The organism is Streptomyces sp. NPDC001070 (assembly GCF_053598835.1).
Genome location: NZ_JBSFLB010000019.1, coordinates 139,511 through 165,422, shown reverse-complemented (window position 1 = coordinate 165,422; position 25,912 = coordinate 139,511). Strand labels below are relative to the sequence as shown.

The window sequence follows — 25,912 nt, the reverse complement described above, 5'->3', positions numbered from 1 at the left end:
CGACTTCTTCAAAGTTGATGATTTCCTCATTACAGCTGTGTTGCTTGGAGGGCACCATGTCCGAAACTCCCGTTAACAAGGCCGGCCCGCCGACGGCCCACCAGGACCTCCACAGCGAGCGGGGCGCTCTGCGCGGCGAGCACCCCGGGCGCGCCCGCAATCCCGTGATCAAGGTGGCGGACCTGGCGTGGCTGGAGTTCGAGAAGCCGGACCTGGACCGGGCCGAGGTGTTCGCACGTGACTTCGGGTTCGCGATCGCCGCCCGCACCGAGCGGGAACTGTGGCTGCGCGGCACCTTCGCCGGCTCACCGTGCATGGTCATCCGCCGTGGGCGCGCCTCCCGCTTCATCGGGCCGGCATTCCGCGCGGCCGAGCGAGCCGACGTGGGCCGGCTGGCCCGCGCCACCGGCGGCACCGTCGAGGACGCCGACGTACCCGGCGGCGGACAGTCGGTCTCCTTGCCCGACCCCTCGGGCATGCCGGTCCGCGTCGTCCACTGCGCCGAAGCTTTGCCCGCGCTGCCCGAGCAGCACCCGCTGACCTTGAATTTCGGCACCGATCACCGCCGTACGAACGCCACCCAGCGTCCGCCCCGCGAGCCGTCCCGTATCCAGCGGCTGGGCCATGTGGTCCTGGAGACGCCGGTGTTCGCCCGCGCCCTGGACTGGTACCTGGACACCCTGGGGCTGATCGTGTCCGACTTCCTGTTCCTCGACGGGCAGCGCGAGCGCGGGCCGACCATGGCGTTCATCCGCTGCGACCAGGGCAGTACGGCCGTGGACCACCACACCCTGGCCATGCACCTGGGGCCCGGAGCCGGCTACGTCCACTCCGCCTACCAGGTCACCGACCTCGACGCGATCGCCGCCGGTGGGGAGTACCTGGCCGAGCGGGGCTACCGGCGCAGCTGGGGCATCGGCCGGCACATCCAGGGCAGCCAGCTGTTCGACTACTGGCGCGACCCCGACCGCTTCATGCTGGAGCACTTCGCCGACGGCGACCTGTTCTCCTGTGACGTCGAGCCCGGGTGGGCGCCGATGTCGGCCAGCGGCCTGGCCCAGTGGGGCCCGTCGGCCACCCGCGACTTCCTGGGCACGAACCCGTCCCCCGCCAAGCTCCGCGAGGTCCTCAAGGCGCTGCGCGGCGACAACGAACTCGACCCCGCACGCCTGCTGGGCCTGATGAAAGCGATGAACTCATGAGCACCAACGTCGTGCGCACCCCCGACGGCTGGTGGGCGGTGCGCAACGAGCGTGCCGTCCGGATCGGGACCAAGGCGGCCACCACCGCCGAGCTGCTCGCCGACCGCGACGCGGTCCGCGAGGCCGCCGCCTCCACACAAAGCGGCACGCCCGTCGCCGACCTGGTAGTGCTTCCTCCGGTCACCACCCCCTGCCGGGTGATCGCCCAGATGGTCAACTACCGTAGTCACGCCCGCGATTCGGGCTTCACCGGCGACATCCCGCCCACCTTCTTCCGCAAGGCGTCCGGCTCGGTCAGCGGCCCGCACGACACGATCGTCCGGCCCGCGCACGTGAAGTTCCTCGACTACGAGGTGGAACTCGGCCTCGTCCTGGGCGCCCCCCTCCCCGTGGGCACCGTCGTCGAGGAGCGGGACCTGCCGCGCTATGTCGCCGGACTCGTCCTGGCCAACGACGTCAGCGCCCGAGACGTCCAGCTGACCAAGACCCAGTTCTACGAGAGCAAGTCGTACCCCACGTTCACACCCACCGGACCGCACCTGGCCCTGCTGGAACCCGAAGACTTCGCCCACCTGCTCGACCTGCGACTGCGACTGTCGGTCAACGGCGAACCGCGCCAGGACCACACGCTGGCCGACATGATCGTCCGGCCCGCGCAGGCGCTCACCCTGCTCGCCCGCTTCCAGACCCTCGATCCGGGCGACCTGCTGCTGACCGGCACGCCCGGGGGCACCGCCCTGAAGGCCCCGCCCAAGGCGGTCGAGAAGATCGGCGCGCTGCTGCCGCCCGCACGGAAATGGAAGGCATTCTTCAACAGCCAGGCCAAGAACCCCCGTTACCTGCGGCAGGGGGACCTGATCACCGCCACGATCGCCACCCCCGACGGGCGGATCGACCTCGGCGAGCAGCACACCCCCGTGGCGGACGCCGAGTGAGCGCCACCGCATCCCGGAGACCGGTGGTGATCATCGGTGCCGGGCCCGTGGGCGTCACGGCCGCCCTCCTCCTCGCCCGCCACGGCGTGCGCAGCCTCGTCCTGGAACGCCACCAGGACATCTACCCCCTGCCACGCGCCGTCGTCGTGGACGACGAGGTCCGCAGGATCCTGCAGAGTGTCGGCATCCACGAGGAGTTCGCCGCCATCTCCCGCCCCGGGCGGGGGCTGCGGCTGCTGGATGCCCGGCACCGCCTGATCGCCGAACTCCCGCGGTCCCCGCACGGACACCACGGCTTCCCGCAGACCAGCATGTTCGACCAGCCCGAGCTGGAACGCCTGCTGCGCAACGCCCTGGGCCGCCACCCCGAGTGCGAGCTGTGGACCGGGACGGAGGTCACCTCCCTCACCCAGGACACCAGCGGACACCACGGTCCCACGGGCCCGGTCCGGGTCACCTTCCGCCGCGACGGCAGCGACGAGGAGGAGCACCTGTGGGCCGATGCCGTCCTCGGCTGCGACGGCGCGAGCAGTCTCACCCGCGACGCCATCGACGCCGCCTGGGACGACCTGCGCTTCCAGGAACGCTGGAACGTCATCGACGTGCGCACCAGCCGCCAGGTGCGCACCTGGGAGGGCGCCGAGCAGATCTGCTGCCCCACCCAGCCGGCCACCTTCATGCGCGTCGGCGAGGACCGCTACCGCTGGGAGTTCCGGCTTCCCGAAGACGAGCACCTGGACGGCCCGGACGGAAACCAACGTCTGCGCAAGCTGGTCGCCCCGTGGGTGGACCTGTCCTCCGATGCCCCGTGGGACGGCGACTTCGAAGTGATACGCCAGGCGCAGTACACCTTCCGGGCCCGCCTGGCCGACCGGTGGCGCCAAGGACGCATCTTCCTGCTGGGCGACGCCGCCCACCTCACCCCGCCCTTCATCGGACAGGGCCTGTGCGCGGGCCTGCGCGACGCCCACAACCTCACCTGGAAACTCGCCCGCGTCCTCCGGCACGAAGCCCCCGAAGCACTGCTGGACACCTACGAGCACGAACGCAAACCGCACGCCCGCCACATGATCCGCCTCGCCGTCACCGTCGGCTGGGCCATGACCGGCGGCCAGGACCACGCCGCGGCGATCCGCCGGACCCTGGTGGGCGCCGCCTGCCGCATCCCCGGCGTGACCCGGACCATCAGCCGAGACCTGAGCCCCGCCCTGAAAGCCGGACCCCTGGTACGGCGCCGCCGCCGACTGACCGGCCGCGTCCTGGCCGGAACCTACAGCCCGCAACCCTGGGTGCTGCACGAAGGCAGACGCGGGCGCCTCGACGATCTCCTGGGCACCTCTTTCGCCCTCCTGACCACCGTGCCGCCCACCCCCCAGATGACGGCCGTGACCACCGCACTGGGTGCACACACCCTCCACGCCGACGCCCTGGGCGACGACGGCACCCTGGCCTCCTGGCTGGCAAGCGGCCGGGCAGACGCCGTCCTGCTGCGCCCGGACCGCATCGTGATGGACACCGTCCCCGCCGGCACCGGGAACTTCACCGGCACCACCGCCTGGGCACCGCTGCTGCGCACGGCCCCGCCTGCCGCGGACGGCCCGGCCGTCCCCCTGCCAAGGAGCGCCACCTCATGACCACCCCGCACCCCCGCCCCTTCTTCACCCCCGAACCGCAGGCGGCCGCCCGCAGCCGCATCGCGGACTTCGCCCGGCGGGCCGCCCGGTACCAAGGCGCCGAGGGCGAGGGCGCCCAGGACCCCACCGACTATCAGGCCCTGTACCGGTGGTCCGTCACCGACCTGGAAGGGTTCTGGGCCGCGGTGTGGGAGTACTTCGCCATCGATGCGACAACGCCGTACGAGCAGGTGCTGGCCGCGGAGACCATGCCCGGCGCCCGCTGGTTCCCCGGCGCCACCCTCAACTACACCCACCACGCGTTGCGCGACCTGCACCCGGACGCTCCCGCGATCATCGCGCTGGACGAGACCGGAACCGGCTACGAGATCACCGGCTCGCAGCTGCGTGCCCAAGTCGCCTCCGTTGCGGCCACGTTGCGCGACCTGGGCGTGCGGCAGGGCGACCGGGTGGTGGGCTACCTGCCCAACACCCCCCACGCCGTCATCGGCTTCCTCGCCACCGCCAGCCTGGGCGCGGTGTGGTCGGTGTGCGGCCAGGACTACGCTCCCAAGGCCGCCGCCGACCGCTTCACCCAGCTCGAACCGGCGGTGCTCATCACCGCGGACGGCTACCTGTTCAACGGCACCACGCACGACCGCCGCGCCGCCTCCCTCGAACTGGCCCGCGCCCTGCCCTCCTTGAAGGGCACGGTGCTCGTGAGCCACGTGGGCCTGGTCTGGCCCGAGGACAGGCACACAGGTCATTCGGTGCCATGGCAGGACGCCGCCGGCCGCACCGAGGAACTGGCCTGCACCCCGCTGCCCTTCGACCACCCCCTGTGGGTCGTCTTCTCCTCCGGCACCACCGGCCTGCCCAAGGGCATCGTCCACGGGCACGGCGGGGTCCTGCTCGAACACCTCAAGACCCTCGCCCTCCACTCCGACCTCGGCCGCGGCGACCGCCTCATGTGGTACACGACCACCCACTGGATGATGTGGAACCTGGTGGTCTCCACCTTGCTGACCGGCGCCGCCACCTGCACCTACGACGGCAGCCCCGCGCCGCATGCGCGTCCGGGCATCCTGTGGGAGCTGGCGGCCCGCCACAAGGTCACCGTCTTCGGCACCAGCCCCCAGTACCTGCTGGCCATGGCCAAGCTCGGCATCGAACCCTCCGTGCACGATCTGTCGGCCATCCGCGTCATCGGCTGTACCGGCTCCGCCCTGCCCGCCTCCGCCTACCCCTGGGTCCGCGACCACGTGGGGTCCCGCGTCCAGCTGGCCTCCACCAGCGGCGGCACCGACGTCGTCTCCGGCTTCGCGGGCAGCGCCCCCACCAGCCCCGTGTGGGCGGGGGAGCTGTCCGCCCCCAACCTGGGCGTGGCACTGGCCGCCTACGACGCCACAGGCACCCCGGTCCGCGACCGGGTCGGCGAACTGGTCGTCACCCGGCCCATGCCGTCCATGCCGCTGTACTTCTGGAACGACCCCGACGGCAGCCGCTACCACGACGCCTACTTCGCCACCTACCCGGGCGTGTGGCGGCACGGCGACTGGATCACCCTCACCTCCCACGGCTCGGTGATCGTCCACGGCCGCTCCGACGCCACCCTCAACCGCAACGGCGTACGCCTGGGCAGCGCCGACATCCACGACATCGTCGAAGGGTTCCCCGAGATCACCGAGGCCCTCGTCATCGGCGCGGAGGAACCCGACGGCGGCTACTGGATGCCCCTGTTCGTCGTCCCCGCGCCCGGCGTGACCCTGGACGACACCCTGCGCGAGAAGATCCGTGACGCGATCCGCGCCGGCGCCTCACCGCGCCATGTCCCCGACGAGATCCTCGCCGTGCCGGCCATCCCGCACACCAAGACCGGCAAGAAACTCGAGGTCCCCGTCAAACGCATCCTCCAGGGCGCCCCGGTCGAGCAGGTCCTCAACCCCGCCGCCGTCGACAACCCCGACCTGGTCGCCTGCTTCGCCCGCCTGGGCGCCGAACGCCGCCGGCAGCGCGGCCTCATCACACCCACGGACCACGACGCCGGGAGCAGCCGATGACGTCCTCGACATGCCGCGCCGGAGACCAGCAGGGCCGACCCCCAAGCCCGCAGCAGCGCGCTTCCCCCGGTGAGCACACGCCCGCATCCACCCGCCCCCACACCGGTAAGGCCCTCGCGTGAATCTCCCCACCGTCCTGCTCTGCCTCATCGCTTTGATCTTCGCCCTGCTGGGCATGGCCAAGATGCTGGCCCTGGGCCCCATGCCCAAGATGGCCGCGCACGCCGGCTTCAGCACCACGGGCTACCGCGTCATCGGAGCCCTGGAACTGGCAGGCGCCGTCGGCGTGACCCTCGGCCCCGTCGTGCCGCTGTTCGGAGCCCTGGCCGCCACCGGTTTGCTACTGCTTCTCGCCGGCGCTGTGGCAACGCATGTCCGCAATGGCGACAGGCTGCCCAAGCTCATTCCCGCAGTGGTTGGCGCGGCACTGATCGCCTGGTACCTCGCGCTTCTCGCCGGGACCATGTCGTGAACCCGGCGCGGCGCCCCCCTCACCCACTCCATGGCTCCTCAGGCGCTAACGACACCACGTCCTGACCATCAGTAACCGTGAGAAGGAAGGCGGAACATCACCGCCTTGGTGTACCGACATGCAAACTGGAAACGTCGCCACCCGGGTCGGCATCGTGATCACCTTGTTCATCTCTCTGGCGACACGCCGCGACGCAAAGCGCCAGGCGCAAATCGGCGAAGAAGCCAACATCGCCAGTCAGGCACAGGTTGAGGCCGCCGAGCGCAGAGCCATCGCCGTCGAAGACAACCTGGCCCAAGCCCTGAAGCTGCTCGCGCAGTCGCAGAACGCCACGACGCCCCTGCAACCGCTCGCCACACCTGACCCGTCGGGCCGCCCCGAGGTGGGATGGGACCTTCAACGCCGCGGAGCACACGCCTACCTGCTGCGGAACTGGGGCGCGTCGACCGCTACCGGGGTACATCTTGAGCGCAGACGAACGACAGCCATCGTGCGCAACCTGCCCGAGAACGCGACCGTACGGCCCGGCGAGTCGCTGCAGTTCCTGATGGTTCCCACATTCGGACACCCACTCCCGGGAGAGGTCTGGGTGAAATGGGACGGTCAGGCGGAACCCGTGGCTGTCCCGCTGCCCCGCTGAGACCGCCTGCCCAGCGGCGTGTGCGGCGAAGGCCGTTTGCCGGCAGCGCTGGTAGGCCTGGGGAAGAGGGCGAAGGCTGCGCACCCGGTGCACCCGGTGCACCCGGGCGCACCCCCCACGTGATCTGCAGCACCACAAAAGGACGCCACTACATCCCCATTGACGGTTTGATGCGAAGCCGCTTCGCAGGGGACGAGAGACGGAGCACGGAAGTGACCACGGACTCGAGCGCACCGGCGCGCCGTACTCGGCTGACGCCCGAACGGGAGCAGGAGCTGTACGACGCGGTGATCGACCTGCTGCGCGAGGTGGGATACGACGCGCTGACGATGGACGCGGTCGCCGTCCGCACCCGCTCCAGCAAAGCGACCCTCTACCGTCGATGGAGGAGCAAGCCGCAACTGGTCGCGACCGCGCTCAGGCGCGGGAAGGCCGTCCACGTCGAGAACGTCGACACCGGTTCGCTCCCCGGCGACCTGCACGAGCTCGCCGATCGCATCGGCGACGGCTCGGCCGTGGATATCCCGCTGATCCGGGGTTTGGCCCACGCCTTCGCCGTTGATCCCGACCTCGCTGAGGCGATGCGCCAGCACCTGGTCGAGCCCAAGCTGACCGGAGCGCGACAACTGCTGGGGCGAGCCGCCGACCGCGAGGAGATAAAAGCCGACGTGCCTGCAGCCGACTTCATGCCGCACATGATGCTTGGCGCCGTGGTGGCCCGACGTCTGCTGGAGGACGTGGAGGCCGATGCCGCCTTCATGCACCGCTACATCGACGCGGTGGTGCTGGCGGCGCTCGGCACCAGTGCCAGCTGATCGCTGACCGTGCTGCGCGCCTTGCACTCCAGGTCCCGATAGTCCGGAGGACGCGACCAGCCCGGGACACGAACGGCAGGCGGATCCGCGGCGGCGCCCACTGTGTGTGGTCGGCAATCGGCTGCGCTGGCGAAACGAGACCCGGTGACCGTTCGGGTGCCGCGTCGTTCACAAGACGGCGGATCCTTGCTCACTGCCCGGAGGTTCGTCGCTTGGGGCCCGTACGGCCGGACGGACGGCATGCGGGCCCCATGATCGTTCTTGCGCGAAGGGATACTGCACCGGTGCGGTCTCGGTACGTCGCGCCGCATCCTGCTCCGCGTGCTGCGGCACACCCGCTACAAACCGCGCAATCCCCGTCAGCAACGCCTCGAAGGCCTCATTCGGGGCCGGCGACGGGTCTCCCGTGCGGGATCCCTTCACCGGTCCACCCCGGCTGACAGCGCCGCTTTCACCGTAGCCCCGAGTCGCTGCAAGATCTCCTGCTCGGCCCGCTCCCTTAAGGCGTTGCGCAGCACCTCGGCACGGAATGCCGCGGTCACCGCGGCTGTCGCGGTGCGGCTCCCGCACTCCGCATCTTCCTGGGCGTGTCTCACACCTCCCTCAACGAAGCTCCGGCCGGCGTGTTATCTGCCAAAGGGGTGATGAGCGTCTGATGTGCCGTACGCGACGGATCCAGAGGCTGAGTCCGTGGTTCGGTCTCTGAATGCCCAGTCGCGGCGCTTGCCGGTGGCGACGTTCCTCCGTCGCGCCGGTGGGGGCCCATCCGGTTGAGTGTCGAATATTGGGCATGCGTGCAAATGGGGCAAATTACCTCGCGGGGGTTGGTGAAGGGAAGCTGCCATGACGAAGAAGCAGAGCCAGGGGCGACAGGGTGAGGGTCCGATCCGGTTCAAGGGTGATGACCAGCACGGATGGTCTCAGGATGTGGATGCGACCCGTCAGGAGGAGAATCCGAGCGCGCATCGCTCCTTCCACCCGGACACCTACGCGCCGGGCGGGAAGAACCGCGAGCCGAGTCAGAAGGACATCGAGGACTCACTGGAGGGCACGCCGGTCGGAAACATCTCCCGCAGGGGTGAGGAGCGGTCTGGGAAGTCCGGCAAGAAGGGGATCCACGACACGGGGCCTCGTGGCCGCTCCGGGCGTCCCAGCGGGAGTGAGGACGCTTCGGAATCCACCGGGGTGGATCCGCAGGAGCCGTCGGCCGGGTCTTCGCGTGGGAAGAGGGAGAGGAATCCGTAGACCCTTCTGCGGCCGCCGTTGCAGCCAGCGGTGATGGCCGCACCGGCCGGAATCCACGGACGGAAACGCCGGCCGCCGGAATGTCACCCAGGTGTGCGCGCGATGCGGGTGATCGTGACGGTCACAGCGAGGGCTTCGGAATTCCCATGGGCTCGGAGGACCGGGATGAGGGACGCCCGGGTCCGGTCGTGGACCGTGCGGGCGACGTCCACGGCTCGGTGACCCTCGGCCAGGACGCAGCGCACCTCTACCCGCCAGCCGGAGTCGTCCGGGTCATGTACGACTCGGATGCCCGACAGCGGCGGGGTGAACCTGCTGTCTGCCGCACCTGGAACCGCGCGTGAGGCGGCTTGCGCGAGACGGCTGGCGAGGGTGGGCTGCAAGGCGACCACCCCGCGGACCGCCAGTGCGGCCTCAGCGGCGATCCGGCGAATGCCGGCAGGATCGCAGCCGGTCATGGGGCGCCGTCCGGACCACTGCGGGAGGCCGCTGAAGGGCTCGGCGACCAGGCTGCGTGGTGTACTTCGATTACTGTGACGTCGACCGCTGTCACCGACATGCCGAGGGTGTGGTCGGCGGTGTCCATTACCGAACGACGCACCAGTTCGGCCGTCTCGGGCAGAGCACGGTCCAGACCGGCAGCCAGGGTAATGGCCACGCGTACGCCGGTGCCCGGGCCGGCTCGCGTGATGCGGCAGCTGGCGGCGGTGACGCCGGGAACCGAGTCCGCTGCGCGCCGCAGCACGGTGGCCGCGGTGTGTTCGGCGATCCGCAGGGTGCGCGTGGGGTCGCCCAGGGGCAGCATCGCCCCCAGCCGTACCTCGTTCCGGACGATGTCCATGACGCGGGCGACGAGGTCTTGCGGGCTGGGTGGTTCCTGTTGCCGCAGGGCCGTCGTCGCCGCGTCCAGCGCGGCCAGTCCCTCGACGGCGTCGCGGCAGTAGGGGCAACCGGCGACGTGGGGGTCAGCGGACAGGCCCATATCCCGGGCCTGCTCCCAGGCGTGGCTGAGACTTCGCCCGCAGGTGAGCACCTCGTCGCCGGTATGCAGGCGGACCTCGTCGAGCGGGAGCCCGTCTGCCGACGCCTGCCGGCGGCCGGGGGCCGGAGGCCGGGGGTGATGGTCGTCTAGCGCCATGGGCCCAGTGCCTCCTTCAGGGTTCGTCGTGCTCGGTACAACCTCCCGCGAACCGTCTGCTCGGTGGCGCCGGTCACGTGGGCGATCTCCGCGTAGCGGAGCCCGTGCAGCTCCCGCAGGATCCAGCAGACCCGCTGCTGCGGTTCCAGCGCGCCGAGCGCGCCGGCCAGAGCGTCGGTGAGGGCGTCCTGTTCGGCTGCCCGCGCGGGCGAGCTGCGCATACCGGGGGCGGCGGGTTCGGCCACCGAGTTCAACGGTACCGGCGACGGCCGGTGGCGCAGGGAGTTCAGGCAGCGGTTGACGGTGATGCGGTACATCCAGGTCCTGAACGCCGAGGCGTGCCGGAATTCGGGCAGGCGCCGCCAGGCGCTGATGAACGCGTCCTGGACGGCGTCCTCGGCGTCCTGCAGGTTGCCCAGCGTGTGGAAGGCCAGGGCGAGCAGAGGGCGGCTGTGCCGCCGCACCAGGATCGCGAAGGCTTCCTCGTCGCCTTCGCCGGCCCGGGTCGCCAGCAGATCGTCCGGCGCGGACGGCAGGCCGCCGGCCGGGCCTGGGGGAGGGGGACCCGGCGGTGAGCCGGGTCGGGCTGCTCGGTGCGCGGAGGGGCCGGCGCTGTACGTCATGACCGCACCTCCTCCCTGCGTTACGCGTTCCCGACTTCACAGGGGTGATGCCGGTTCGCGCATATGCGTGACGAATTGCCTGCCGGATGTGTCCAAGACTGTGACGGGCGCCGTACCGGTGCCCGCAGCAACTGATCGAGGCGACTGCCATGACGGACACCGCAGACCGTTCCTCCACCGGGCAGAACGGCTCCACCGGGACCGGCACCATGCTGAAGGGGCCGACCGGCGCGGACACCTCCCCCGAAACGCGGGGCAAGACCACCATCGCCAACGGCGTCGTGGCCAAGATCGCGGGGACTGCCGCCCGCGAGGTACCCGGGATCCACAACCTCGGCGCGGGCATGGCCCGAGCCATGGGTGCAATGCGCGAACGCGTCCCCGGCGGCGGGACCAGCGGCGTCACCCGCGGAGTGAAGGTCGAAGTGGGCGAGAGCCAGGCCGCGCTCGACCTCGATGTCGTCGTCGACTACGGCTACGCCATCCCCGATGTGGCAGCAGAGGTCCGCGTCAGCGTCATTTCCGCCGTGGAACGCATGACCGGTCTTGAGGTCGTCGAGGTGAACCTCGTCGTCGACGACGTGAACCTGCCCGACGAGGAAGACGAAGTCGAGCCGGCCGAAGGCCGCGTCCAATGACCACCGGCAGCGGGCGGCGCTCCCCTCCCACCGGGGAGGACGGAGCGCACCGGCGGCGGCAGCGAACGCCCCGTGGGACAGGTGAGTGAGCGATGAATACAGCAACAGTGGGTCTGGCAGCCGGAATGGCACTGGGATTCGCCGGCTACTTCGGCGGCTTCTGGGCCTTCCTCCTGGTAGCAGTCCTGGGCGCGGTGGGCCTGGTCGTCGGTCTCGTCCTGCAGGGCGACGCCGACGTGTTCACCCGGCGGCAACGGGACGAGTTCACCCGGCGGCAGCGGTGAGCACCACCACCCACAGCGCCGCGGCATCCGAGCACCCCCGCGGCAGGTATCGGGGCGACGGGCAGAGCCCCCTGCCGCCCGCCGCGCGTGGTGCGACGGTGATACCCGACCGGGTCGTGGCCCGCATCGCGGCAAGAGTGGCACGCACAGCCCTGCACCGGCTCACTGGCCCGGCCCATGCCGCGCTGACCGTATCCGGCGCTCGCGCGACCACGTACGGCGGGACGGCGCAGCTGGCGGTGTCGGTGGACCTTCCATACCCCGCTGACATCGCCGTCACCTGCCGGCAACTGCAACGCGAGATCGCCGAACGGGTCGCCCAGCTGACCGGCCTGGACGTCCGCGACGTCACGCTGACCATTCGGCGCCTGGCCACCGCCGGCGGACCGGACCGCGTTCAGTGACCCCCGCTGCCCCAGTGCCGCCACCGCACGACCCGCCGAGCATCTCGCACTGACGAAGGACGCCACCATGACCATCCCATCCGGCCTCGCCCCGCACGGTCGTCACGACCAGCAGCCCCAAACCGAGGAAGCCGCAGACTCGGGCCGCCCCGACGTCCGCGCTCCCGCGACCAGGCCGCCGCCGCGTGACGGCCGGGGGCCCAGGTCCCCCCGCCTGTGGTCGGCACGCCGCATCCCAGCCGCCCTGGTGGCTCTGGTGGCACTCTGCGCCTTCGCAGTGGCGCTGTACGACGTGATCGCGGTGCGCGCCGGACATCGCGCCGGGGCGTGGCGCACACGCCTCGCCGACGAGATGGCAAGCCGCCCGGTCGACGACCTGTGGCTGCTGCTCGGCGCCGCTGTTGCCGTCGTCCTCGGCCTGTGGCTGCTCGTCCTCGCGCTCACCCCCGGCCTGCGCCGACTGCTGCCGCTGCGGGCACCCGACGGCTGTGCCGGGCTTCGGGCGTGGCTGGACCGCCGGGGAGCCGAACTGATCCTGCGCGACGCCGCGATGCGGGTTCCCGGCGTCGGCCGAGCCCGGGTCCGGGTCGGACGCCGCCGCGTCATCGCACGCGCGGACGTCCGCTTCCGCGACCCGGCGACCGTCCGCGACGACCTCGGCAAGGCATTGGAGGACCAGTGCCGCCAGCTCGCTCTGGCGCATGCCCCACGGCTGGCGATCCGTATACGACACCACACCCGTTGACCCCGCCCCGGGAGCGCGCCATGAACGGCCGAACCGTGCTCAACCGCCTCCTCCTGGCCATCAGTGGCCTGGTGCTGCTGGGTGGCGGTTTGCTGATCCTCACCGCCGGACTGGACTTCTACCGCCGGCTTCACCTCGTCCCGCCCGCCGACTGGCCGCTGACCACGCACAACGACGTCCTGCTCAGCGACGCCGACCGTATCCGCTGGAGCGACCAAGGCTGGTGGTGGTGGCCCGCCGTCATCGCCGGCCTCACCCTGGCAACCGTCCTGGCCGCCCTGTGGCTGCTCACCCAGGTGCGTCGCCACCGGCCCGGGTCAGTACACCTGGGCGGAACCCCTCCGCCCGAAGGCGTCGATCTGCGCGGCAGCGCCCTCAGTGACGCCGTCAGCGCCGAAGCCGGTGCCCTGACCGACGTCGAGCACGCGAGCGCCCACATCACCGGACGCCCCGCGCACCCCCGACTCCACGTGGCGCTCACGCTGACCGATCACGGCGCGCCCGCCCCTGTCCTGCAGGCGCTGTGTCACGGTCCCGTGGCGAAGGCACGCGACTGCACCGGGTTGACCGACCTGCCCACCCGGGCGCGCTTCGACGTCGGCCGGCACCAAGCGCGCCGCGTCGAATAGAGCGCCGTCATCCGGTGCCCTGAGTACGTGAACGGCGCTGCCGAGGCGGCCCGCCGTATGTCTTGTGCGGGTCAGGGACGCGGGGGGACGCGTAGGGCGAGGAGAGCGGTGTCGTCGCTGGCCCAGTCCGCGGTGTGCTCGGCGATGAGGTCGCCGAGGTGGGTGACGATGCCCTGCGCATCCATTTTCCGGCAGTCGGCGAGGGCGGCGGCCAAGGCGTCTTCGCCGAACTGCGGCCGGGCACCGGAAGAGTCCGTGCGGCGGGCGCGGGCCTCGGTGGCGCCATCGGTGTAGAAGAGCAGGGCGTCTCCGGGGGCGAGTCGGAAGGGGACGTCGGTGAGGTTCACGTCGGCGAGGACGCCGAGCAGGCTTCCGCGCCGGCCGACCTCTTGGACGCGGCCGTTGGCGCGGCGGATCAGGGCCGGGGGGTGTCCCGCGGTGCACAGCCGCCCCGCGACGCCCGCGGGTGTGGTGCGGAAGGTGGTGTACACGGCGGTCAGGAACCGTTCACCCTGGCGCTGCTCGATGAGGGCGGAGTTGAGGTGTGCGAGGACGGAGGCGGGGGAGATGTGCTGGGTGGCCTCGGCGCGCAGGGTGTACCGGGCCAGGGCGGTGACCTTGGCCGCTTCGGTGCCCTTCCCGCACACGTCGCCCATCACGGTGCACCACCAGGGTCCCTTGGCGTGGAACAGGTCGTAGAAGTCGCCCACCACCGTGCTGCCGCCGGCTGCGGGCAGATAGGTGGCGGCCGTCTCCAGGCCGGGCACCTTCTGCAGTACCGGCGGCAGCAGGCTGTCCTGGAGGCTGCGGGCCAGGGCGTTGGCGGTCTCCAGGGCGTCCTGGGCGGTGGTCAGCGAGGTGCGGAGGTTGATCTCATTGCTGACGGCGCGGGCCATCGTGCCCAGCGCGCTCAGTTCCTCGGGCCGCCAGACGCGCGGATTCTCATCGACCACGCACATGCTGCCGAGGACCTCCCCGCCCGGGGCGAGGATCGGGTGCCCCGCCCAGGCCCCGATCTTCATCCGTGTGACCGACGGATGACCGCTCGTACGGGGGTCGGCAGCGGCGTCCTCGACCACGAACGGGTCCCCGCCCAGGCCGACAAGGAAGGAGCAGAAACTCTCCCCGACCGGATTCTGCCGCTCCGCAGCCTCCTCGGCGTCCACCCCGGCACAGGACAGCCAGAATGATCGGCGCTCGTCGACCAGCGTGATGAAGGCGCGGCCACAACCGGTCACCGTGGCCGCCAGTTGGGCGATGTCGTCGAAAGCAGCCTCCGGGCCGGTGTCCAGCAACCCGGTCGCCTCCAGCGCCGCGAGCCGCCGTCGATCGGACAGTGCCGCAGGCAGGCCATCGGGCCGCAACCCGCCAGGGAACGCTATGCCCTCGTGCATACCCTTCCCTTCCGCCAAGACTGCTTCCGGTAGATCAGACGGCGCCGGAATGAACTCAGGCCGTCATCGGAACACTTGACAACGGTAGTCACCAGGGGTGCCGCCATTCGACGTTCGAAGAAGGACCGCCCAAAAGAGTCCCGCGGCTCAGAACGTCCCGTGCCAGGGAGGTTACGGAAGACGAACTGCTGCTACGGGGCGTCGGTGCGGCCGTATCGAGGTTCGCGTTCATCCCTTCGGACAGAGACAGGTTGATGACGCGGCGAGTACGGATGAGCGCAGGCGAGCCGGGCGCGTACTGCTGGCCCCTCGCTTGAACCTGACCCTCTCGACTGCCTGCGGGTCAGCTCGCTTTCGCCCGCTCGCCGACGTTGCTTTCCACGGCGTCGGCCAGCCTGCCGAGCATGCTGCGGTGCCGGAGCTGGATCAGTGCGTCAAGCGCCGCATTGTGCAGGAACCCGCCAGGGCCGCGCAGCGGATGTTCGTCGAGGATGATCAGGGTGTCCTCCCCCCACGGGCGGAGCTCGATCGCGATGCGAGCGGTGCCGAGCCACCCGGCATCGGCTTCCAGTTCCAGTTGTCGGGGCGGCCGGCAGATGCGCACAATCGGCTTTCCCTCCGCCACCAGGGGTCCCACGTTCACGCCGTACTCGATACAAGACCCGACGTGCGGCCACTGGCCGTCGCTTTGATGGGAATGCGAGGGGCCAACGACCCACTCGCCGTAGCGCGAACCGTCGGCGAGGACGGCCCACACCTCCTCTGGAGATCCGCCCACCAAACGGTGCTGTACGGCCATGAACTCCTCCCGTAGGGCTCGTCACTGCTGGTCAGCGGGCCCGAGGGTCCACTCCTGCGTGAAGGCGTACACCCAAGTGCTGTCAGCGCGGCCTCGGCCGGGGCACGCGAGTGGGGGCAACGCTGCAGTCAGCGTGCACCCGCCCCGTTGGGGCCCGGGCCTCATGGGGAACTCACACGCCCCCGGCCGGACACTTTCCACGCTACGCTCCACGCGCCCCGCCGCGCACGCCGGGAACCGCAGGTCAAACGATGGTGGAGGGGCGGCCCCCTGAGTTCCTGGAACTCCTGTGGTTCGCCGGCATCCGTCCCGACTCGCAAGGTCGTGGTGGGCGACTCGAGCGGACCCGGTGGCAGCGTGCTGCCGGGCGCCGCCCGACCGCCCGAGGCGGTTATACGGCAGCCAGGGCGATCGCCACGTAGTGGGTCGTGAAAGCGGCCAGGGTGAAGGTGTGGAAGACCTCGTGGAATCCGAACCAGCGCGGAGAGGGGTCGGGTCGCTTCGTTCCGTACACCACTGCGCCTGCGGTGTAGAGAAGCCCGCCGGCGACGATCAGGGTCACCACGGCCACCCCGCCGACGTGCATGAAGTCCGGCAGGAAAAAGACGGCGGACCAGCCCAGTGCAAGGTAGCAAGGGGTGTAGAGCCAGCGGGGGGCTCCCACCCACAACACCCGGAAGACGACTCCGGCCAGGGCACCGGTCCATACCAGCCCCAGCAGCACGGCTCGCCTGTGCTGGGGAAGCAGGAGCACGGTCAGGGGTGTGTAGGTGCCGGCGATGATCACAAAGATGTTCGCGTGGTCCATACGCCGCAGGACCGCCTCCCCGCGAGGGCCCCACGTGCCGCGATGGTAGACCGCGCTGGTGCCGAAGAGCAGCCACGCGGAGGCGGAGTAGATGCCGCAGGCGAGCGCCGTCTGGGGTGTGCGTGCGAGGCAGATGAGGGTGATGCCGGCGATCAGCGAGGCGGGGAACATTCCGGCGTGCAACCAGCCGCGGAGCCTCGGTTTCAGCGGCTCCATCGCCTCGGCGACAGCATCCACCATGTTGCCGACCTGGTGGGCGGCTCCTGCGGCTCCGTATCTTGCTGCCTCGGCGAGGCCGTTCGCGTGTTCGTGCGTTCCGTTTGCGGTGTGACCAGGAACTTTACCGGTGGGCCTGGCGCGGGCCGTGAAGTCCGGCTGGCCCTGGGGCCGCTGGGCGTCATTTGCGCGCATACACCCATGCTAGGGGCCCGTCCACGTCGGCGCGTGAGACCGGCACGGCGACACGAACCGCGGACGGCCTGCGTCGATCATGTGGCGTAATCAGTTCGGCATCGCGCCGAGGGGCTGCGGAGGCTCCTTCTCGTTCTGCTCCCCGCATGCGTCCGCTGACGTCACCACCCAGACTTGAAAGAGCGGAACTCACAGCGCGGCCAGTGCCCGCTACCCCTTTCGGCCGCTTCGCCGATGCGAGGGAGCCCCCCCCCCACCTTTTCGGGCCGGTGGGCGTCAGTCGGAGCGTCTGCTCGGCAGTCTGTTCGAAGGGAAATCTGATGGCTGATGTACCCAAGATCGCTCTTGCCGCCGCGGTTCTCGGCGGATATGTCCTTGGCCGGACGAAGAAGGGGCGGGTCGCCTTCGGGATGGCGACCTACCTGGCCGGCCGTCGGTTCGGGTTGGAACCGCAACAGCTGCTGACGGAGGGGGTCAAGAGGTTGCGCGAGCTTCCCCAGTTCGCCGACCTCAACGAGCAGCTCCGCGGCGAGGCCCTCGAAGCAGGGCGCAAGGCGCTGAGCGCAGTGGCCGACCGCAAACTCGCCGATCTGGCCGACTCCTTGCACCAGCGCACCGAGCGCATAGGCAAGGGCAAGGAAAAGCCGAAGGAGGAAGAGCCCGAAGGAGAGGGGGAGGAACCCGAGGGCGAGTACGAAGAGGACGAGGAAGAAGAAGAGCCGGAGGACGAGTACGAGGAAGAGGAGGAGCCGGAGGAGGAAGAGCCCGAAGGAGAGGGGGAGGGAGCCGAGGGCGAGTACGAAGAGGACGAGGAAGAAGAACCTGAAGAGGAGCCGAGGGAGGAAGAAGAAGAGCCGGAAGAAGAGGAAGAGCCGGAAAAGCCCGCGCCCCGGCGGCGTCGCGCAGCACGGAAGCCGGACGAGGACCACGACGGGGGCGCCCGGCGCGCTCGCGGACGTGAGCGTCGTCCTGAGAAGGCCACTGCTCGCAAGGCACCTGCCAAGAAGGCGGCTCCCGCGAAGAAGACGGCGGCCAAGAAGACGGCTCCCGCGAAGAAGTCGGCTCCCGCGAAGAAGACGGCGGCCAAGAAGACGACAGCTCCCGCGAAGAAGACATCAGCGGCGAGGAAGTCCACGGCTCCGCCGAAGAAGACCGCCGCGAAGAAGACGGCAGCCAAGAAGACGGCAGCCAAGAAGACGACGGCAAGTAAGGCATCCCCACGGCGGCGGAGGTAGACCCATGGTCGACACGGCACCTGACACCGGAAGCGAGCAGGGCTCGGGGCTGGACCAGTTGCGCGGTGCGTTCAAGGGCTTCCTGGGCGCCCAGGTGGAGCACCTGGCGGGCAAGGCCGGCGACAAACTGGGTGACATCACCAGTGGCCTCACGGGTGTGGCGGAGAGCGGCGGCGTCCTCCCCAAGGCGGGTCTGCGGATGCTCCAAGGCGATTCGCCGATCAAGGCGTTGATCGGCGAGAAGGCGAAGAGCGTGAAGGACAACGTCGTCGACAAGGTCAAGGGGGTGTTCGGCGGCGGAGGCGGCAAGGGCCGCAAGTCCGGCACTACCAAGGTCATGAACATGGTCGAAGTGCTGGATGTAGGTGTGCCGCTGCGTTTCGCCTACGACCACTGGACTCAGTACGAGAAGTTCAGCAGTTTCACCAAGGGCGTCCGCAGTGCGTCACGGGGCAAGGAGGCGGACAGTGACTGGAAGGTCAAGGTGGGCCCGTCGACCCGCGGGTGGAAGGCCACGACGCAGGAACAGGTGCCGGACGAGCGCATCGTGTGGACCTCGGAGGGCGCCAAGGGCACCACGCGGGGCTGCGTCAGCTTCCACGAACTGGCGCCCAGCCTCACTCGGATTGTGCTCGTGGTCGAGTACTACCCCTCCGGCCTTTTCGAGAAGACCGGAAACATCTGGCGTGCCCAAGGGCGGCGTCTGCGTCTCGATTTCAAGCACTTCCAGCGTTACGTGACCCTGACCAACGAGGAAGCGGACGGCTGGCGCGGCGAAATTCGCGACGGTGAGGTGGTCCGTACCCACGAGGAAGCCATCGAGGAAGAGGAACAGGCCGCCGAAGAGGAGGAAGGTCCGGAGGGGGCCGGCGAGTACGACGAGGAAGGCGAGTACCCCGAGGACGAAGAGGGCGAAGAGGGAGAGGAAGAGGAAGGGGAAGAAGAGGGCGAGTACCCCGAGGACGAAGAGGAAGAAGAGGGCGAGTACCCCGAGGAAGAAGAGGGCGAGTACCCCGAGGACGAAGAGGAAGAGGAAGGCGAGTACCCCGAGGACGAAGAGGAAGAGGAAGGCGAGTACCCCGAGGACGAAGAGGGCGATGAGGAAGAGGGCGAGGAGGACGAAGAGCAGAGCGCGTGATCGCTCCTCCTGGCGGGCGCGGCAGTCGCGGGCATCCTTGAATGTGATCGTCGAGCCGGACCCGGCGGCCGCCACTCCCCGACGGCGGGTACACGGTCAGGCGGCATGCCACGAGGCCAGCCTGGCTGTGCCGGGGGCGAGGTGAATCCTGGAATGCGGCTTCGCACATGTGGAGACACGGCCCCGGAGCGAACTCGCCCCCCGCGTCACCAGACCGCTGGGCCGCCGCGCCACTCGACCAGGTTCGAATCGGAGTGGTCGCACGCCGTGCGTGGGCAGTCGAAGGGAGGACGAGCGGGACCTTGCCGCACGTGCCAAGCGTCATGACTCTCTGGACATCAAGCCCCTGCCGAGCGGCGTCCGTGACCGCTACGCGCGGGACTGGGCCAGCGTGCAAGAAGAGTTCGTTGACCGACCAGAGGGTGCCGTCCACGACGCCGACAGCCTGGTGGGCTCCCTGATGCGCGAGCGCGGCTACCCGACCGAGGACTTTGAACAGCAGGTCAAAGACCTGTCGGTGGAGCACTACCGGGCCGCCCATGAAGTCAACGGTCTCAGCATCCGGCACCAGGCCACGACCGAACAGCTGCGCGGCGCGCTGGTCCACTACCGCGCCCTGTTCGACGAACTGCTCACCGACGGCGGTGAGCGGTACCACGCCCGGGCCTGACAGGGTCCGCACCGGCACAGCACATCGAAAGGCGGAGCAAACATGGAACGCGAACGCGCCTCCCGTACGAGCGGCCTGGTCACCGAAGACCTCGCCGGGACCCACGCACCCTCCGGCCCCCCGCAGGAGCGCCGGGACGCAGCGTCCAAGGCACCTGCCTACCCCGGTGAGAGCACCACACGGGCCGGCGAACCGCCCCCCGACGACGTGGCCGGCGCTCCAGCACAGGACGCAACCGCGGATGAAACCCCGCAACTCCTGAACCCGCAGGACCAGGAGAACTTCCGCGACCGTTGGCGGCAGATCCAGGGCGAGTTCGTCGACGAACCGCGCGATGCCGTGCACTCCGCCGACGAACTGGTCGCCGACGTCATGCAGAAGCTGACAGCGACGTTCGCCGAACACAAACAGGGCTTGGAAGGCCAATGGACCCGTGGCGAACAGGTGAACACCGAGGACCTACGCACCGCACTCCGGCGCTACCGGTCCTTCTTCAACCGCCTGCTCACTACCTGAACCCCACCACTTGACGCCGCCCGCCGCGGCCGCAGGGTTGCCGCTCAGGTCAACCCCCTTCCTCCTTCAACAGGTCGCGCCGCTTCCTGGAAGTCCTCCCCCCGGCGTCTTCAGCGTGCCGCCAGCGTGGATGCGTCGCATCCTGGAGGTGCGGTCCCGCCGTTCCTCGCGCAGGGCTACGCCCGGCGGGGCCGCGCTATTGCCACCTCTGACCTGGTCTTTTCCGAATTTGCAGCCGCAGCGGGGACGCGTACCGCTGAAGGTGCCTGTCCCGCCGGAACGCATCTGGTCGTCCATGATGTGGGTGCCACGTCTGGCCGGGTGGGCCTGCAATGGTTGCGGTCCCGCCGCGATCGCGCCGTCGAACTCCACGCGGGTCTGCAGTACGGACTGCCACCACTCCCAGGTCCAGCGGCGCAAGGTCGGGGAGTCGGCGTCGGCCTCGTCCTTCTTCCGTCCCCGTCGCGCACAGCGGGCGGGGCCGCTTTGCCCAGCCGGTCGTGCGGGCTTTGGCGAAGCGGGCGGGGGGCGCGTTCTTCGGTTGGCGTTGCGTAGAGAACGAGGTTGCGTTCGTAGCGGCGCGCCGCGCGATTGTAGGGACCGGCGCACGTGATCAAAGCCAGCCGGTGGGGGCCTGCACGTGTAAAGAGGTCACGTGGCAGGTGCTCCTGCTGGTAGGTGCGTCGGGCGGTGACCCGATAGGTACGTGCCTTGGTGTCGGCTCCTGTCACTGTGATGGGACCTCCCACGGGTATGTCGTACAGTGCGGCGAAGGGCCCCACCCCGTCTTTGCGGTTGTCGACATGGCCCGCGATCAAGACTGTGCCGGTCGCCGCGCCCACCGCGGCCCCTAGTGCCCACCATCCGCCCGTGTGGAGGTTTTCAGGCAGGTCAAGAGCACCGTCGGCCCGGGCGGCGACAGGTACGACGGCCGCATCGAGACCGGCTGGGCCATGGATGCGGGTTGGTGGCGACGCCTCTTGGTCGTCAAAGGCGGCTCGGTGCACGCTGGCGGGCAGAGTGCCCGTGTCGGTGACGCCCAGCTGTGGCGTGCTCCACGTCAGCCAGCCGGCGACCGCCGTGCTTAGACCGCAGAGTGTCATGAGAGCGGCGGCCGACCGGTGGCGTTCCACGGGTTCTAGCTCTTTCCGGCCGTTCGGCGGCGGATGCGCAGGAGCCAGGCCGCTCCGCTGGCGGTGAGAAGTGCGCCTCCTGCCATGCCGGCCATCCCCGCGGTGGCGGCCGAGCCTTGCGCAGCGGCGAGCTGGCCGCCGGATCCAGCGTGGACCGTGCCGGTGCCCGAGGCGGCGTGGCAGGCGCCGCCGCTGACCATTTCCAGGTGCATTGCCACCACCGGACGGGCGCTACGGGCGGCTGCCACCACTTCGGCGTTGCTCCCCGCCTTGATTTCCTGGTCGATCAAGGCGAGGGTCTTGCGGTGCGCGACGTCCTGGGTGCTGAGCCATGCCGCGTCGTAGGCGGGGCTGCCCGCCTTCGCCTGCACCGCGCCCAGCTCCTTGTTTTGCTCGGTGGATGGCGACATCGGCAGCGTCACGTTCAGCTTGCTCGCGAGCATTTTCACATCCGCGTCGAGCTTGCTGTGGTCTTGGACGAGCACGTCGCCAACTTGCTTCACGCACTCGCTCGTCGCGTGATTCCGTGCGTCGTTCCCAGCCGCGATCTCGGCGAGGTTCCCTTGGTGGGCCTGCGCCATGAACGTTGCGTCCTGGTCGGTCAGTCCTGCGGCGAACGCTTGGGGCGTTGCTATGCCGGACAGTGCCGCCGCCGCCACGGCGGCAGCAAGCAGTCGTGTACGCATCGGTACTGCTCCCTTCGAACCGATGGGCCTGCAATGCGGCACCACACCGGTGGTCAGAACGGGGCACATGGCACAGCGCCCCGGACAGATGGCTGCCACCCCGGCGACCAGCTGTACCGACAAAGTCCGGTAGGTCACCCGTCGAGCCGATATGCCATGCACCGGCGATGAATGACGCTCGGCCGCATCGCCGGGTCTGGCAATCGCACGTTTCGGTAATCGGTGGTGGCGTGTGTCGGCAGGGCCGTCGCGCCGGCCGGCCGGCTGGGCGGGCCGCCGTTGGAGGACCTGACCGGCGAGATCGGCGGTCCCAGCGTGGGCGTAGCGTGAAAGGGTATGCACGGGGTGAGGTCGTTGAACGCCTCGAACCGCTGCTGGACGCATTGGCCGGGGTCGACGTCGGGCTGCTGGAGGCGCTGAATGGCGCGTCGTCCAGACCGGGCGGTTGCTGCTGCGGGAAGGGCACGAGACCCCCGGTCGATGGTGAGGTCGTCGAGCGTCGTGCCTGGCCGAAAAGCGACGGGACTCGGATGCCTGAGTCCGGGTAGGCGGATACGTGGAATGACCGGAAAAATGGGAGATGGTCTGGATGTCCCGCACGCAATCCGGCATCGAGCAGCACCCCGATCTGCTTGAACTTCGCGCCGATTACGAGCGTGCGACCGCGACCAATCGCGGTCAGGCCATTGAGGCCATGGGCCTGCTCACTGGCACCTATCTGGCCGCTTCACCGTGGATCGCGGGCTTCAACGCTCTGTTGGGTTTCAACGCGCTGTCGACGATCGCCGTCAACAACCTCATAGCCGGTATCGCTTACGCCCTGCTCATGGGAGGCGTGGGACGAGGCTTCGAACGCACTCACTCCAAGGCGTGGGCGGCGGCCATCATCGCCCTGTGGACGATCATCTCGCCCTGGTGCGTCGGGGGAGATGTCAGCACCTGGCGTACCATCACAAACAATGTGATCGTCGGTGTGATTGGCCTGATACTCGCCCTCGCTGCGGCAGCAACGCGTCCCGGCGATGCCCGCTCCCGGGAGCACGGCATGTCACACACCCCTGGAGGCATGAGGCGCGGCTGACACTGAACGGCCGGCGCGGGTCCGTCTGCCGGTTCGATCGGCCTGGACGTACCGTACCCGCCAGCGCGTCTGGGGGGATAGGCGGTCCTCAAGCCTTGCGCCCAGTATCGCATCCGCCTGACCACGGCCGCCCGTCAGACAGCGCACACGGGGTGAAGGGCTACCCCTGGCCATGGGCGGGAGACGGAGGTCTGGGCGGAGCCGCCTCACCAGGATGCGGCCCGCCGGACCGATGGGCAGGCTGGACGAGCGGGGCACCGAGTGATCGTGATGCCGCCCTCGGACACCGGCGGCGGCTCGTGCGCGCCGTCAATGCGACGCGGCGTCGTACTCGTCGAGGGCGGCGAGGACTTCGGCAGGCAGGCTGCTCTTCGAGCGTCTGAGAGCGGCGACGATTCGTGCTGCCCGGGCGTCCTCGTCGGCGTCCTCGCGTGCGATGTCGCGCATACTGTGCAGGTCGCGGACGCCCTGGGCGCCGGTCGGATGGTCGATCCCTGCCTCGTGCAGCACCTCGTCGACGGCGTCGAGCTCGGCGCGCAGCTGCTCGATCTCGGCCCGCCGGGCGTCTGGGGTGCGCAGCGCGTCGACGATAGCGACGAACGTGGCGAGGTGCTCGTCGGCGATGCCGAGGCAGTCGGCGGCCTCTTCGGCTGTCATGTGCGGCATGCGGGAATCCTCTCGCGCCGGCGCCCCGCCCGGCGGGGAGTCCATGGTGCACGGACGAGCGCATCGTGTGGACCTCGGAGGGCGCCAAGGGCACCACGCGGGGCTGCGTCAGCTTCCACGAACTGGCGCCCAGCCTCACTCGGATTGTGCTCGTGGTCGAGTACTACCCCTCCGGCCTTTTCGAGAAGACCGGAAACATCTGGCGTGCCCAAGGGCGGCGTCTGCGTCTCGATTTCAAGCACTTCCAGCGTTACGTGACCCTGACCAACGAGGAAGCGGACGGCTGGCGCGGCGAAATTCGCGACGGTGAGGTGGTCCGTACCCACGAGGAAGCCATCGAGGAAGAGCAACAGGCCGCCGAAGAAGAGGAAGACGTCGAGGAAGACGACACTTCCGCTGACGACGAATACGCCGACGAGGAAGACACAGAGGACGAGTACCCCGAAGGCGAGGGGGAGGAATACGGCGAAGACGAAGAGGACGGAGAGGAGGAAGACGAAGGGGGGAGCCGGTGACCGCCGGCTGCGCGTCACGACGGTGCGGGCAGCGCGTCGTGGAAGTGCCAGGAGACAGCGGTGGCGGTGGTCAGGGGCGGGGGTTGTGCCGGGCAATCCTGGCGTTCAGGGCGGTGGCGAACCAGCACCATGCGGAGTAGGGCAGGAGCGCGGCCGCCGCGTGCCGGTCGGTACGGGATGTGATGCGAATGAGGTGGAGGGTGCTGGCGTCCAGTAGCAGGGTGCCCGCCAAGCCGGCCCGGGGGCTGCGGGCGGCGAAGAAGAGCCAGCTCCAGGCCGCGTTCAGCGACAGGTTCATCGTCAGCGCGGCCACCAGTTGGGTACGTTCTCGCTCGCCGGCCTGGTTCCAGGAACGGCCCGCGGACCACGCGATGGTCGCGTACAGGGGTGTCCAGACGGCGCCGAACGCCCAGGACGGCGGCTGCCACCGCGGTGTGGCCAGTCCCCGGTACCAGGCGCTGTTCGCGTCGACCGCCGCAGCGCCCACTGCTGCAGCGGCGGCCACCGCCATCGCGGCACCGGCGTAGGAGTGCCACCGCAGCCGGGTCACGGAGCCAGGCTTTCGTCGCCGTCGGCCAACGCGACCGTGTCGTTCCACGTGCGGTCGCCCGCCGCGTTCGCTGATCAGCCTCACACCCACGATCCTTCCCTTGTCGACCCACGGCGGCGGGGCCGGCTTGGTTGCCCGGGGGGTGGACAAACATGGCCCCGTACCCGCCGCGCCCGGAAACAGAGAACGGGCACGCACACCAACCGTAAACCAGAGGCTGTGCGCCGCCGGGGGCCTCGACGGCGCATGCCCGATGCTGTCCTCTCGCCTTGCCGGCAGCGACGGTGTGCCCTGTACGTCGACCTCGACGTTCTCCTCATTCGGCTAAAGGTTGATTTTAGGCATTTGATACGGTTAGACGCCTTGGAGGGGAACACTCGGTCGCCGACTGAGGGGGCATTGGCCGGCCGCACTCCACGCGGCAGGAGGGGCCATGGATCCATGGCTGGTCTGGCTCATCGCCGCGGCGGTATTGGCCGTGGCGGAGATCTTCACGCTCACTGCCGCACTGGGGCTGCTGAGTGGGGCTGCGTTGGTCACGGCGGGATTCGCGGCGGCCGGACTTCCGCTGCCCTGGCAGTTCCTGGTGTTCACCATCGTCGCTGCGAGCACCGTCTTGTTCGTCCGTCCCGTCGTGCTCCGCCACCTGAACCAGCCCCAGGCGCAGCGATTCGGCGTAGACGCACTGGTGGGCAGGAGCGCCTATGTCGTCTCAGAGGTGACAGGCATGGGCGGCAGGGTCCGTATAGGCGGCGAGGAATGGACGGCCCGCGCCTATGACGAGACGCTGGTGATTCCTCCGGGAACGACCGTCGATGTCATCGAGATCAGCGGCGCCACCGCACTCGTCTACCCCCGGGAGTGAAC

The 25,912-nt window shown here is 69.6% G+C and carries 28 protein-coding genes and 1 pseudogene; 20 read left to right on the top strand and 9 right to left on the bottom strand.

Annotated features, from left to right (window positions below; all coding sequences use genetic code 11):
* Window positions 1-56 precede the first annotated feature (56 nt).
* From ACWDAS_RS23780 to ACWDAS_RS23745, 8 genes are all read left to right on the top strand, one after another.
* On the top strand, window positions 57-1,202 hold the full coding sequence (locus ACWDAS_RS23780; protein WP_450394228.1) for a VOC family protein: 1,146 nt from the start codon (window positions 57-59) through the stop codon (window positions 1,200-1,202).
* On the top strand, window positions 1,199-2,137 hold the full coding sequence (locus ACWDAS_RS23775; RefSeq protein WP_450394225.1) for a fumarylacetoacetate hydrolase family protein: 939 nt from the start codon (window positions 1,199-1,201) through the stop codon (window positions 2,135-2,137). Before ACWDAS_RS23780 ends, ACWDAS_RS23775 begins: the two co-directional genes overlap by 4 nt.
* Entirely contained in the window at window positions 2,134-3,771 is a 1,638-nt protein-coding gene (gene mhpA, locus ACWDAS_RS23770) for a bifunctional 3-(3-hydroxy-phenyl)propionate/3-hydroxycinnamic acid hydroxylase MhpA (protein WP_450394224.1), read from the top strand. The genes ACWDAS_RS23775 and mhpA overlap by 4 nt, the downstream gene beginning before the upstream one ends.
* The gene (locus tag ACWDAS_RS23765; RefSeq protein WP_450394221.1) at window positions 3,768-5,810 is read left to right on the top strand and encodes an acetoacetate--CoA ligase; all 2,043 of its coding nucleotides are present in this window, start codon (window positions 3,768-3,770) and stop codon (window positions 5,808-5,810) included. Before mhpA ends, ACWDAS_RS23765 begins: the two co-directional genes overlap by 4 nt.
* Window positions 5,811-5,928: 118 nt before the next feature.
* Window positions 5,929-6,282 carry a DoxX family protein gene (locus ACWDAS_RS23760; protein ID WP_450394219.1) on the top strand — a complete coding sequence of 118 codons (354 nt, stop codon included), beginning with the start codon at window positions 5,929-5,931 and terminating at the stop codon, window positions 6,280-6,282.
* Between the two features lie 118 nt (window positions 6,283-6,400).
* Window positions 6,401-6,922, top strand: coding sequence for a hypothetical protein (locus ACWDAS_RS23755; RefSeq protein ID WP_450394216.1), 522 nt, complete (start codon window positions 6,401-6,403; stop codon window positions 6,920-6,922).
* A 212-nt stretch (window positions 6,923-7,134) separates the two neighbouring features.
* On the top strand, window positions 7,135-7,737 hold the full coding sequence (locus ACWDAS_RS23750; RefSeq protein WP_450394213.1) for a TetR/AcrR family transcriptional regulator: 603 nt from the start codon (window positions 7,135-7,137) through the stop codon (window positions 7,735-7,737).
* A gap of 843 nt (window positions 7,738-8,580) precedes the next feature.
* A complete protein-coding gene (locus ACWDAS_RS23745; protein WP_450394210.1) occupies window positions 8,581-8,982 on the top strand; it encodes a hypothetical protein in 402 nt (133 codons plus the stop codon).
* A 454-nt stretch (window positions 8,983-9,436) separates the two neighbouring features.
* Here ACWDAS_RS23745 and ACWDAS_RS23740 read toward each other — a convergent pair whose 3' ends face one another.
* Together ACWDAS_RS23740 and ACWDAS_RS23735 are read right to left on the bottom strand one after the other, a co-directional pair.
* Window positions 9,437-10,120, bottom strand: coding sequence for an Asp23/Gls24 family envelope stress response protein (locus ACWDAS_RS23740; RefSeq protein ID WP_450394207.1), 684 nt, complete (start codon window positions 10,118-10,120; stop codon window positions 9,437-9,439).
* Window positions 10,111-10,743 carry an RNA polymerase sigma factor gene (locus ACWDAS_RS23735; protein ID WP_450394204.1) on the bottom strand — a complete coding sequence of 211 codons (633 nt, stop codon included), beginning with the start codon at window positions 10,741-10,743 and terminating at the stop codon, window positions 10,111-10,113. The genes ACWDAS_RS23740 and ACWDAS_RS23735 overlap by 10 nt, the downstream gene beginning before the upstream one ends.
* 149 nt (window positions 10,744-10,892) lie before the next feature.
* On the opposite strand from ACWDAS_RS23735, the gene ACWDAS_RS23730 reads away from it, so the two are divergent.
* The 5 genes from ACWDAS_RS23730 to ACWDAS_RS23710 all read left to right on the top strand — a co-directional run bounded on the left by ACWDAS_RS23730 (window position 10,893) and on the right by ACWDAS_RS23710 (window position 13,443).
* Entirely contained in the window at window positions 10,893-11,381 is a 489-nt protein-coding gene (locus ACWDAS_RS23730; RefSeq protein ID WP_450394201.1) for an Asp23/Gls24 family envelope stress response protein, read from the top strand.
* Between the two features lie 92 nt (window positions 11,382-11,473).
* Complete coding sequence (locus ACWDAS_RS23725) at window positions 11,474-11,665, top strand: hypothetical protein (protein WP_450394198.1); 192 nt, start codon at window positions 11,474-11,476, stop codon at window positions 11,663-11,665.
* A 137-nt stretch (window positions 11,666-11,802) separates the two neighbouring features.
* A complete protein-coding gene (locus tag ACWDAS_RS23720) occupies window positions 11,803-12,069 on the top strand; it encodes an Asp23/Gls24 family envelope stress response protein (RefSeq protein ID WP_450394196.1) in 267 nt (88 codons plus the stop codon).
* Window positions 12,070-12,136: 67 nt separating this feature from the next.
* Window positions 12,137-12,814, top strand: a complete 678-nt coding sequence (locus ACWDAS_RS23715; RefSeq protein ID WP_450394194.1) for a DUF6286 domain-containing protein — start codon at window positions 12,137-12,139, stop codon at window positions 12,812-12,814.
* Window positions 12,815-12,834: 20 nt separating this feature from the next.
* Complete coding sequence (locus tag ACWDAS_RS23710; protein ID WP_450394191.1) at window positions 12,835-13,443, top strand: alkaline shock response membrane anchor protein AmaP; 609 nt, start codon at window positions 12,835-12,837, stop codon at window positions 13,441-13,443.
* Window positions 13,444-13,514: 71 nt separating this feature from the next.
* Here ACWDAS_RS23710 and ACWDAS_RS23705 read toward each other — a convergent pair whose 3' ends face one another.
* The 3 genes from ACWDAS_RS23705 to trhA form a co-directional block, all read right to left on the bottom strand.
* Complete coding sequence (locus ACWDAS_RS23705; RefSeq protein WP_450394189.1) at window positions 13,515-14,837, bottom strand: PP2C family protein-serine/threonine phosphatase; 1,323 nt, start codon at window positions 14,835-14,837, stop codon at window positions 13,515-13,517.
* A 343-nt stretch (window positions 14,838-15,180) separates the two neighbouring features.
* Window positions 15,181-15,636 (bottom strand): SRPBCC family protein, encoded by a 456-nt coding sequence (locus ACWDAS_RS23700; protein WP_450394187.1) that lies wholly within the window; start codon window positions 15,634-15,636, stop codon window positions 15,181-15,183.
* 391 nt (window positions 15,637-16,027) lie between these two features.
* The gene (gene trhA / locus ACWDAS_RS23695; protein ID WP_450394185.1) at window positions 16,028-16,684 is read right to left on the bottom strand and encodes a PAQR family membrane homeostasis protein TrhA; all 657 of its coding nucleotides are present in this window, start codon (window positions 16,682-16,684) and stop codon (window positions 16,028-16,030) included.
* A gap of 491 nt (window positions 16,685-17,175) precedes the next feature.
* Here trhA and ACWDAS_RS23690 point away from each other — a divergent pair, with 491 nt between their 5' ends.
* The 4 genes from ACWDAS_RS23690 to ACWDAS_RS23675 all read left to right on the top strand — a co-directional run bounded on the left by ACWDAS_RS23690 (window position 17,176) and on the right by ACWDAS_RS23675 (window position 20,414).
* Window positions 17,176-18,090, top strand: a complete 915-nt coding sequence (locus ACWDAS_RS23690) for a histone protein (RefSeq protein WP_450394182.1) — start codon at window positions 17,176-17,178, stop codon at window positions 18,088-18,090.
* Window positions 18,091-18,094: 4 nt separating this feature from the next.
* A complete protein-coding gene (locus ACWDAS_RS23685; protein WP_450394179.1) occupies window positions 18,095-19,228 on the top strand; it encodes an SRPBCC family protein in 1,134 nt (377 codons plus the stop codon).
* Between the two features lie 148 nt (window positions 19,229-19,376).
* Entirely contained in the window at window positions 19,377-19,898 is a 522-nt protein-coding gene (locus tag ACWDAS_RS23680; RefSeq protein ID WP_450394280.1) for a hypothetical protein, read from the top strand.
* 42 nt (window positions 19,899-19,940) lie between these two features.
* Entirely contained in the window at window positions 19,941-20,414 is a 474-nt protein-coding gene (locus ACWDAS_RS23675) for a hypothetical protein (RefSeq protein ID WP_450394176.1), read from the top strand.
* Between the two features lie 176 nt (window positions 20,415-20,590).
* On the opposite strand, the gene ACWDAS_RS23670 is transcribed toward ACWDAS_RS23675, so the two are convergent.
* Entirely contained in the window at window positions 20,591-21,517 is a 927-nt protein-coding gene (locus tag ACWDAS_RS23670) for a class F sortase (RefSeq protein WP_450394278.1), read from the bottom strand.
* Window positions 21,518-21,552: 35 nt separating this feature from the next.
* A complete protein-coding gene (locus ACWDAS_RS23665; protein ID WP_450394173.1) occupies window positions 21,553-22,233 on the bottom strand; it encodes a DUF4142 domain-containing protein in 681 nt (226 codons plus the stop codon).
* Window positions 22,234-22,813: 580 nt separating this feature from the next.
* On the opposite strand from ACWDAS_RS23665, the gene ACWDAS_RS23660 reads away from it, so the two are divergent.
* Window positions 22,814-23,314, top strand: a complete 501-nt coding sequence (locus ACWDAS_RS23660) for an SPW repeat protein (protein ID WP_450394171.1) — start codon at window positions 22,814-22,816, stop codon at window positions 23,312-23,314.
* A 309-nt stretch (window positions 23,315-23,623) separates the two neighbouring features.
* Here the strand turns inward: ACWDAS_RS23660 and ACWDAS_RS23655 are convergent, their stop codons facing one another.
* The gene (locus tag ACWDAS_RS23655; protein WP_450394169.1) at window positions 23,624-23,980 is read right to left on the bottom strand and encodes a hypothetical protein; all 357 of its coding nucleotides are present in this window, start codon (window positions 23,978-23,980) and stop codon (window positions 23,624-23,626) included.
* A 53-nt stretch (window positions 23,981-24,033) separates the two neighbouring features.
* On the opposite strand from ACWDAS_RS23655, the pseudogene ACWDAS_RS23650 reads away from it, so the two are divergent.
* Window positions 24,034-24,495: pseudogene (locus tag ACWDAS_RS23650) on the top strand (SRPBCC family protein); the annotation flags it as partial.
* Between the two features lie 70 nt (window positions 24,496-24,565).
* On the opposite strand, the gene ACWDAS_RS23645 reads toward ACWDAS_RS23650, so the two are convergent.
* Window positions 24,566-25,045, bottom strand: coding sequence for a TspO/MBR family protein (locus ACWDAS_RS23645; protein WP_450394166.1), 480 nt, complete (start codon window positions 25,043-25,045; stop codon window positions 24,566-24,568).
* A gap of 433 nt (window positions 25,046-25,478) precedes the next feature.
* Here ACWDAS_RS23645 and ACWDAS_RS23640 point away from each other — a divergent pair, with 433 nt between their 5' ends.
* Window positions 25,479-25,910, top strand: a complete 432-nt coding sequence (locus ACWDAS_RS23640) for an NfeD family protein (protein ID WP_450394164.1) — start codon at window positions 25,479-25,481, stop codon at window positions 25,908-25,910.
* The last annotated feature ends 2 nt before the right edge of the window (window positions 25,911-25,912 follow it).

Coding starts and splice junctions, on each gene's coding strand:
- ACWDAS_RS23780 (WP_450394228.1), top strand. CDS start 57: ATGTCCGAAACTCCCGTTAACAAGGCCGGCCCGCCGACGGCCCACCAG.
- ACWDAS_RS23775 (WP_450394225.1), top strand. CDS start 1,199: ATGAGCACCAACGTCGTGCGCACCCCCGACGGCTGGTGGGCGGTGCGC.
- ACWDAS_RS23765 (WP_450394221.1), top strand. CDS start 3,768: ATGACCACCCCGCACCCCCGCCCCTTCTTCACCCCCGAACCGCAGGCG.
- ACWDAS_RS23755 (WP_450394216.1), top strand. CDS start 6,401: ATGCAAACTGGAAACGTCGCCACCCGGGTCGGCATCGTGATCACCTTG.
- ACWDAS_RS23745 (WP_450394210.1), top strand. CDS start 8,581: ATGACGAAGAAGCAGAGCCAGGGGCGACAGGGTGAGGGTCCGATCCGG.
- ACWDAS_RS23740 (WP_450394207.1), bottom strand. CDS start 10,120: ATGGCGCTAGACGACCATCACCCCCGGCCTCCGGCCCCCGGCCGCCGG.
- ACWDAS_RS23735 (WP_450394204.1), bottom strand. CDS start 10,743: ATGACGTACAGCGCCGGCCCCTCCGCGCACCGAGCAGCCCGACCCGGC.
- ACWDAS_RS23730 (WP_450394201.1), top strand. CDS start 10,893: ATGACGGACACCGCAGACCGTTCCTCCACCGGGCAGAACGGCTCCACC.
- ACWDAS_RS23725 (WP_450394198.1), top strand. CDS start 11,474: ATGAATACAGCAACAGTGGGTCTGGCAGCCGGAATGGCACTGGGATTC.
- ACWDAS_RS23715 (WP_450394194.1), top strand. CDS start 12,137: ATGACCATCCCATCCGGCCTCGCCCCGCACGGTCGTCACGACCAGCAG.
- ACWDAS_RS23710 (WP_450394191.1), top strand. CDS start 12,835: ATGAACGGCCGAACCGTGCTCAACCGCCTCCTCCTGGCCATCAGTGGC.
- ACWDAS_RS23705 (WP_450394189.1), bottom strand. CDS start 14,837: ATGCACGAGGGCATAGCGTTCCCTGGCGGGTTGCGGCCCGATGGCCTG.
- ACWDAS_RS23700 (WP_450394187.1), bottom strand. CDS start 15,636: ATGGCCGTACAGCACCGTTTGGTGGGCGGATCTCCAGAGGAGGTGTGG.
- trhA (WP_450394185.1), bottom strand. CDS start 16,684: ATGGTGGATGCTGTCGCCGAGGCGATGGAGCCGCTGAAACCGAGGCTC.
- ACWDAS_RS23690 (WP_450394182.1), top strand. CDS start 17,176: ATGGCTGATGTACCCAAGATCGCTCTTGCCGCCGCGGTTCTCGGCGGA.
- ACWDAS_RS23685 (WP_450394179.1), top strand. CDS start 18,095: ATGGTCGACACGGCACCTGACACCGGAAGCGAGCAGGGCTCGGGGCTG.
- ACWDAS_RS23675 (WP_450394176.1), top strand. CDS start 19,941: ATGGAACGCGAACGCGCCTCCCGTACGAGCGGCCTGGTCACCGAAGAC.
- ACWDAS_RS23670 (WP_450394278.1), bottom strand. CDS start 21,517: ATGACACTCTGCGGTCTAAGCACGGCGGTCGCCGGCTGGCTGACGTGG.
- ACWDAS_RS23665 (WP_450394173.1), bottom strand. CDS start 22,233: ATGCGTACACGACTGCTTGCTGCCGCCGTGGCGGCGGCGGCACTGTCC.
- ACWDAS_RS23660 (WP_450394171.1), top strand. CDS start 22,814: ATGGTCTGGATGTCCCGCACGCAATCCGGCATCGAGCAGCACCCCGAT.
- ACWDAS_RS23655 (WP_450394169.1), bottom strand. CDS start 23,980: ATGCCGCACATGACAGCCGAAGAGGCCGCCGACTGCCTCGGCATCGCC.
- ACWDAS_RS23640 (WP_450394164.1), top strand. CDS start 25,479: ATGGATCCATGGCTGGTCTGGCTCATCGCCGCGGCGGTATTGGCCGTG.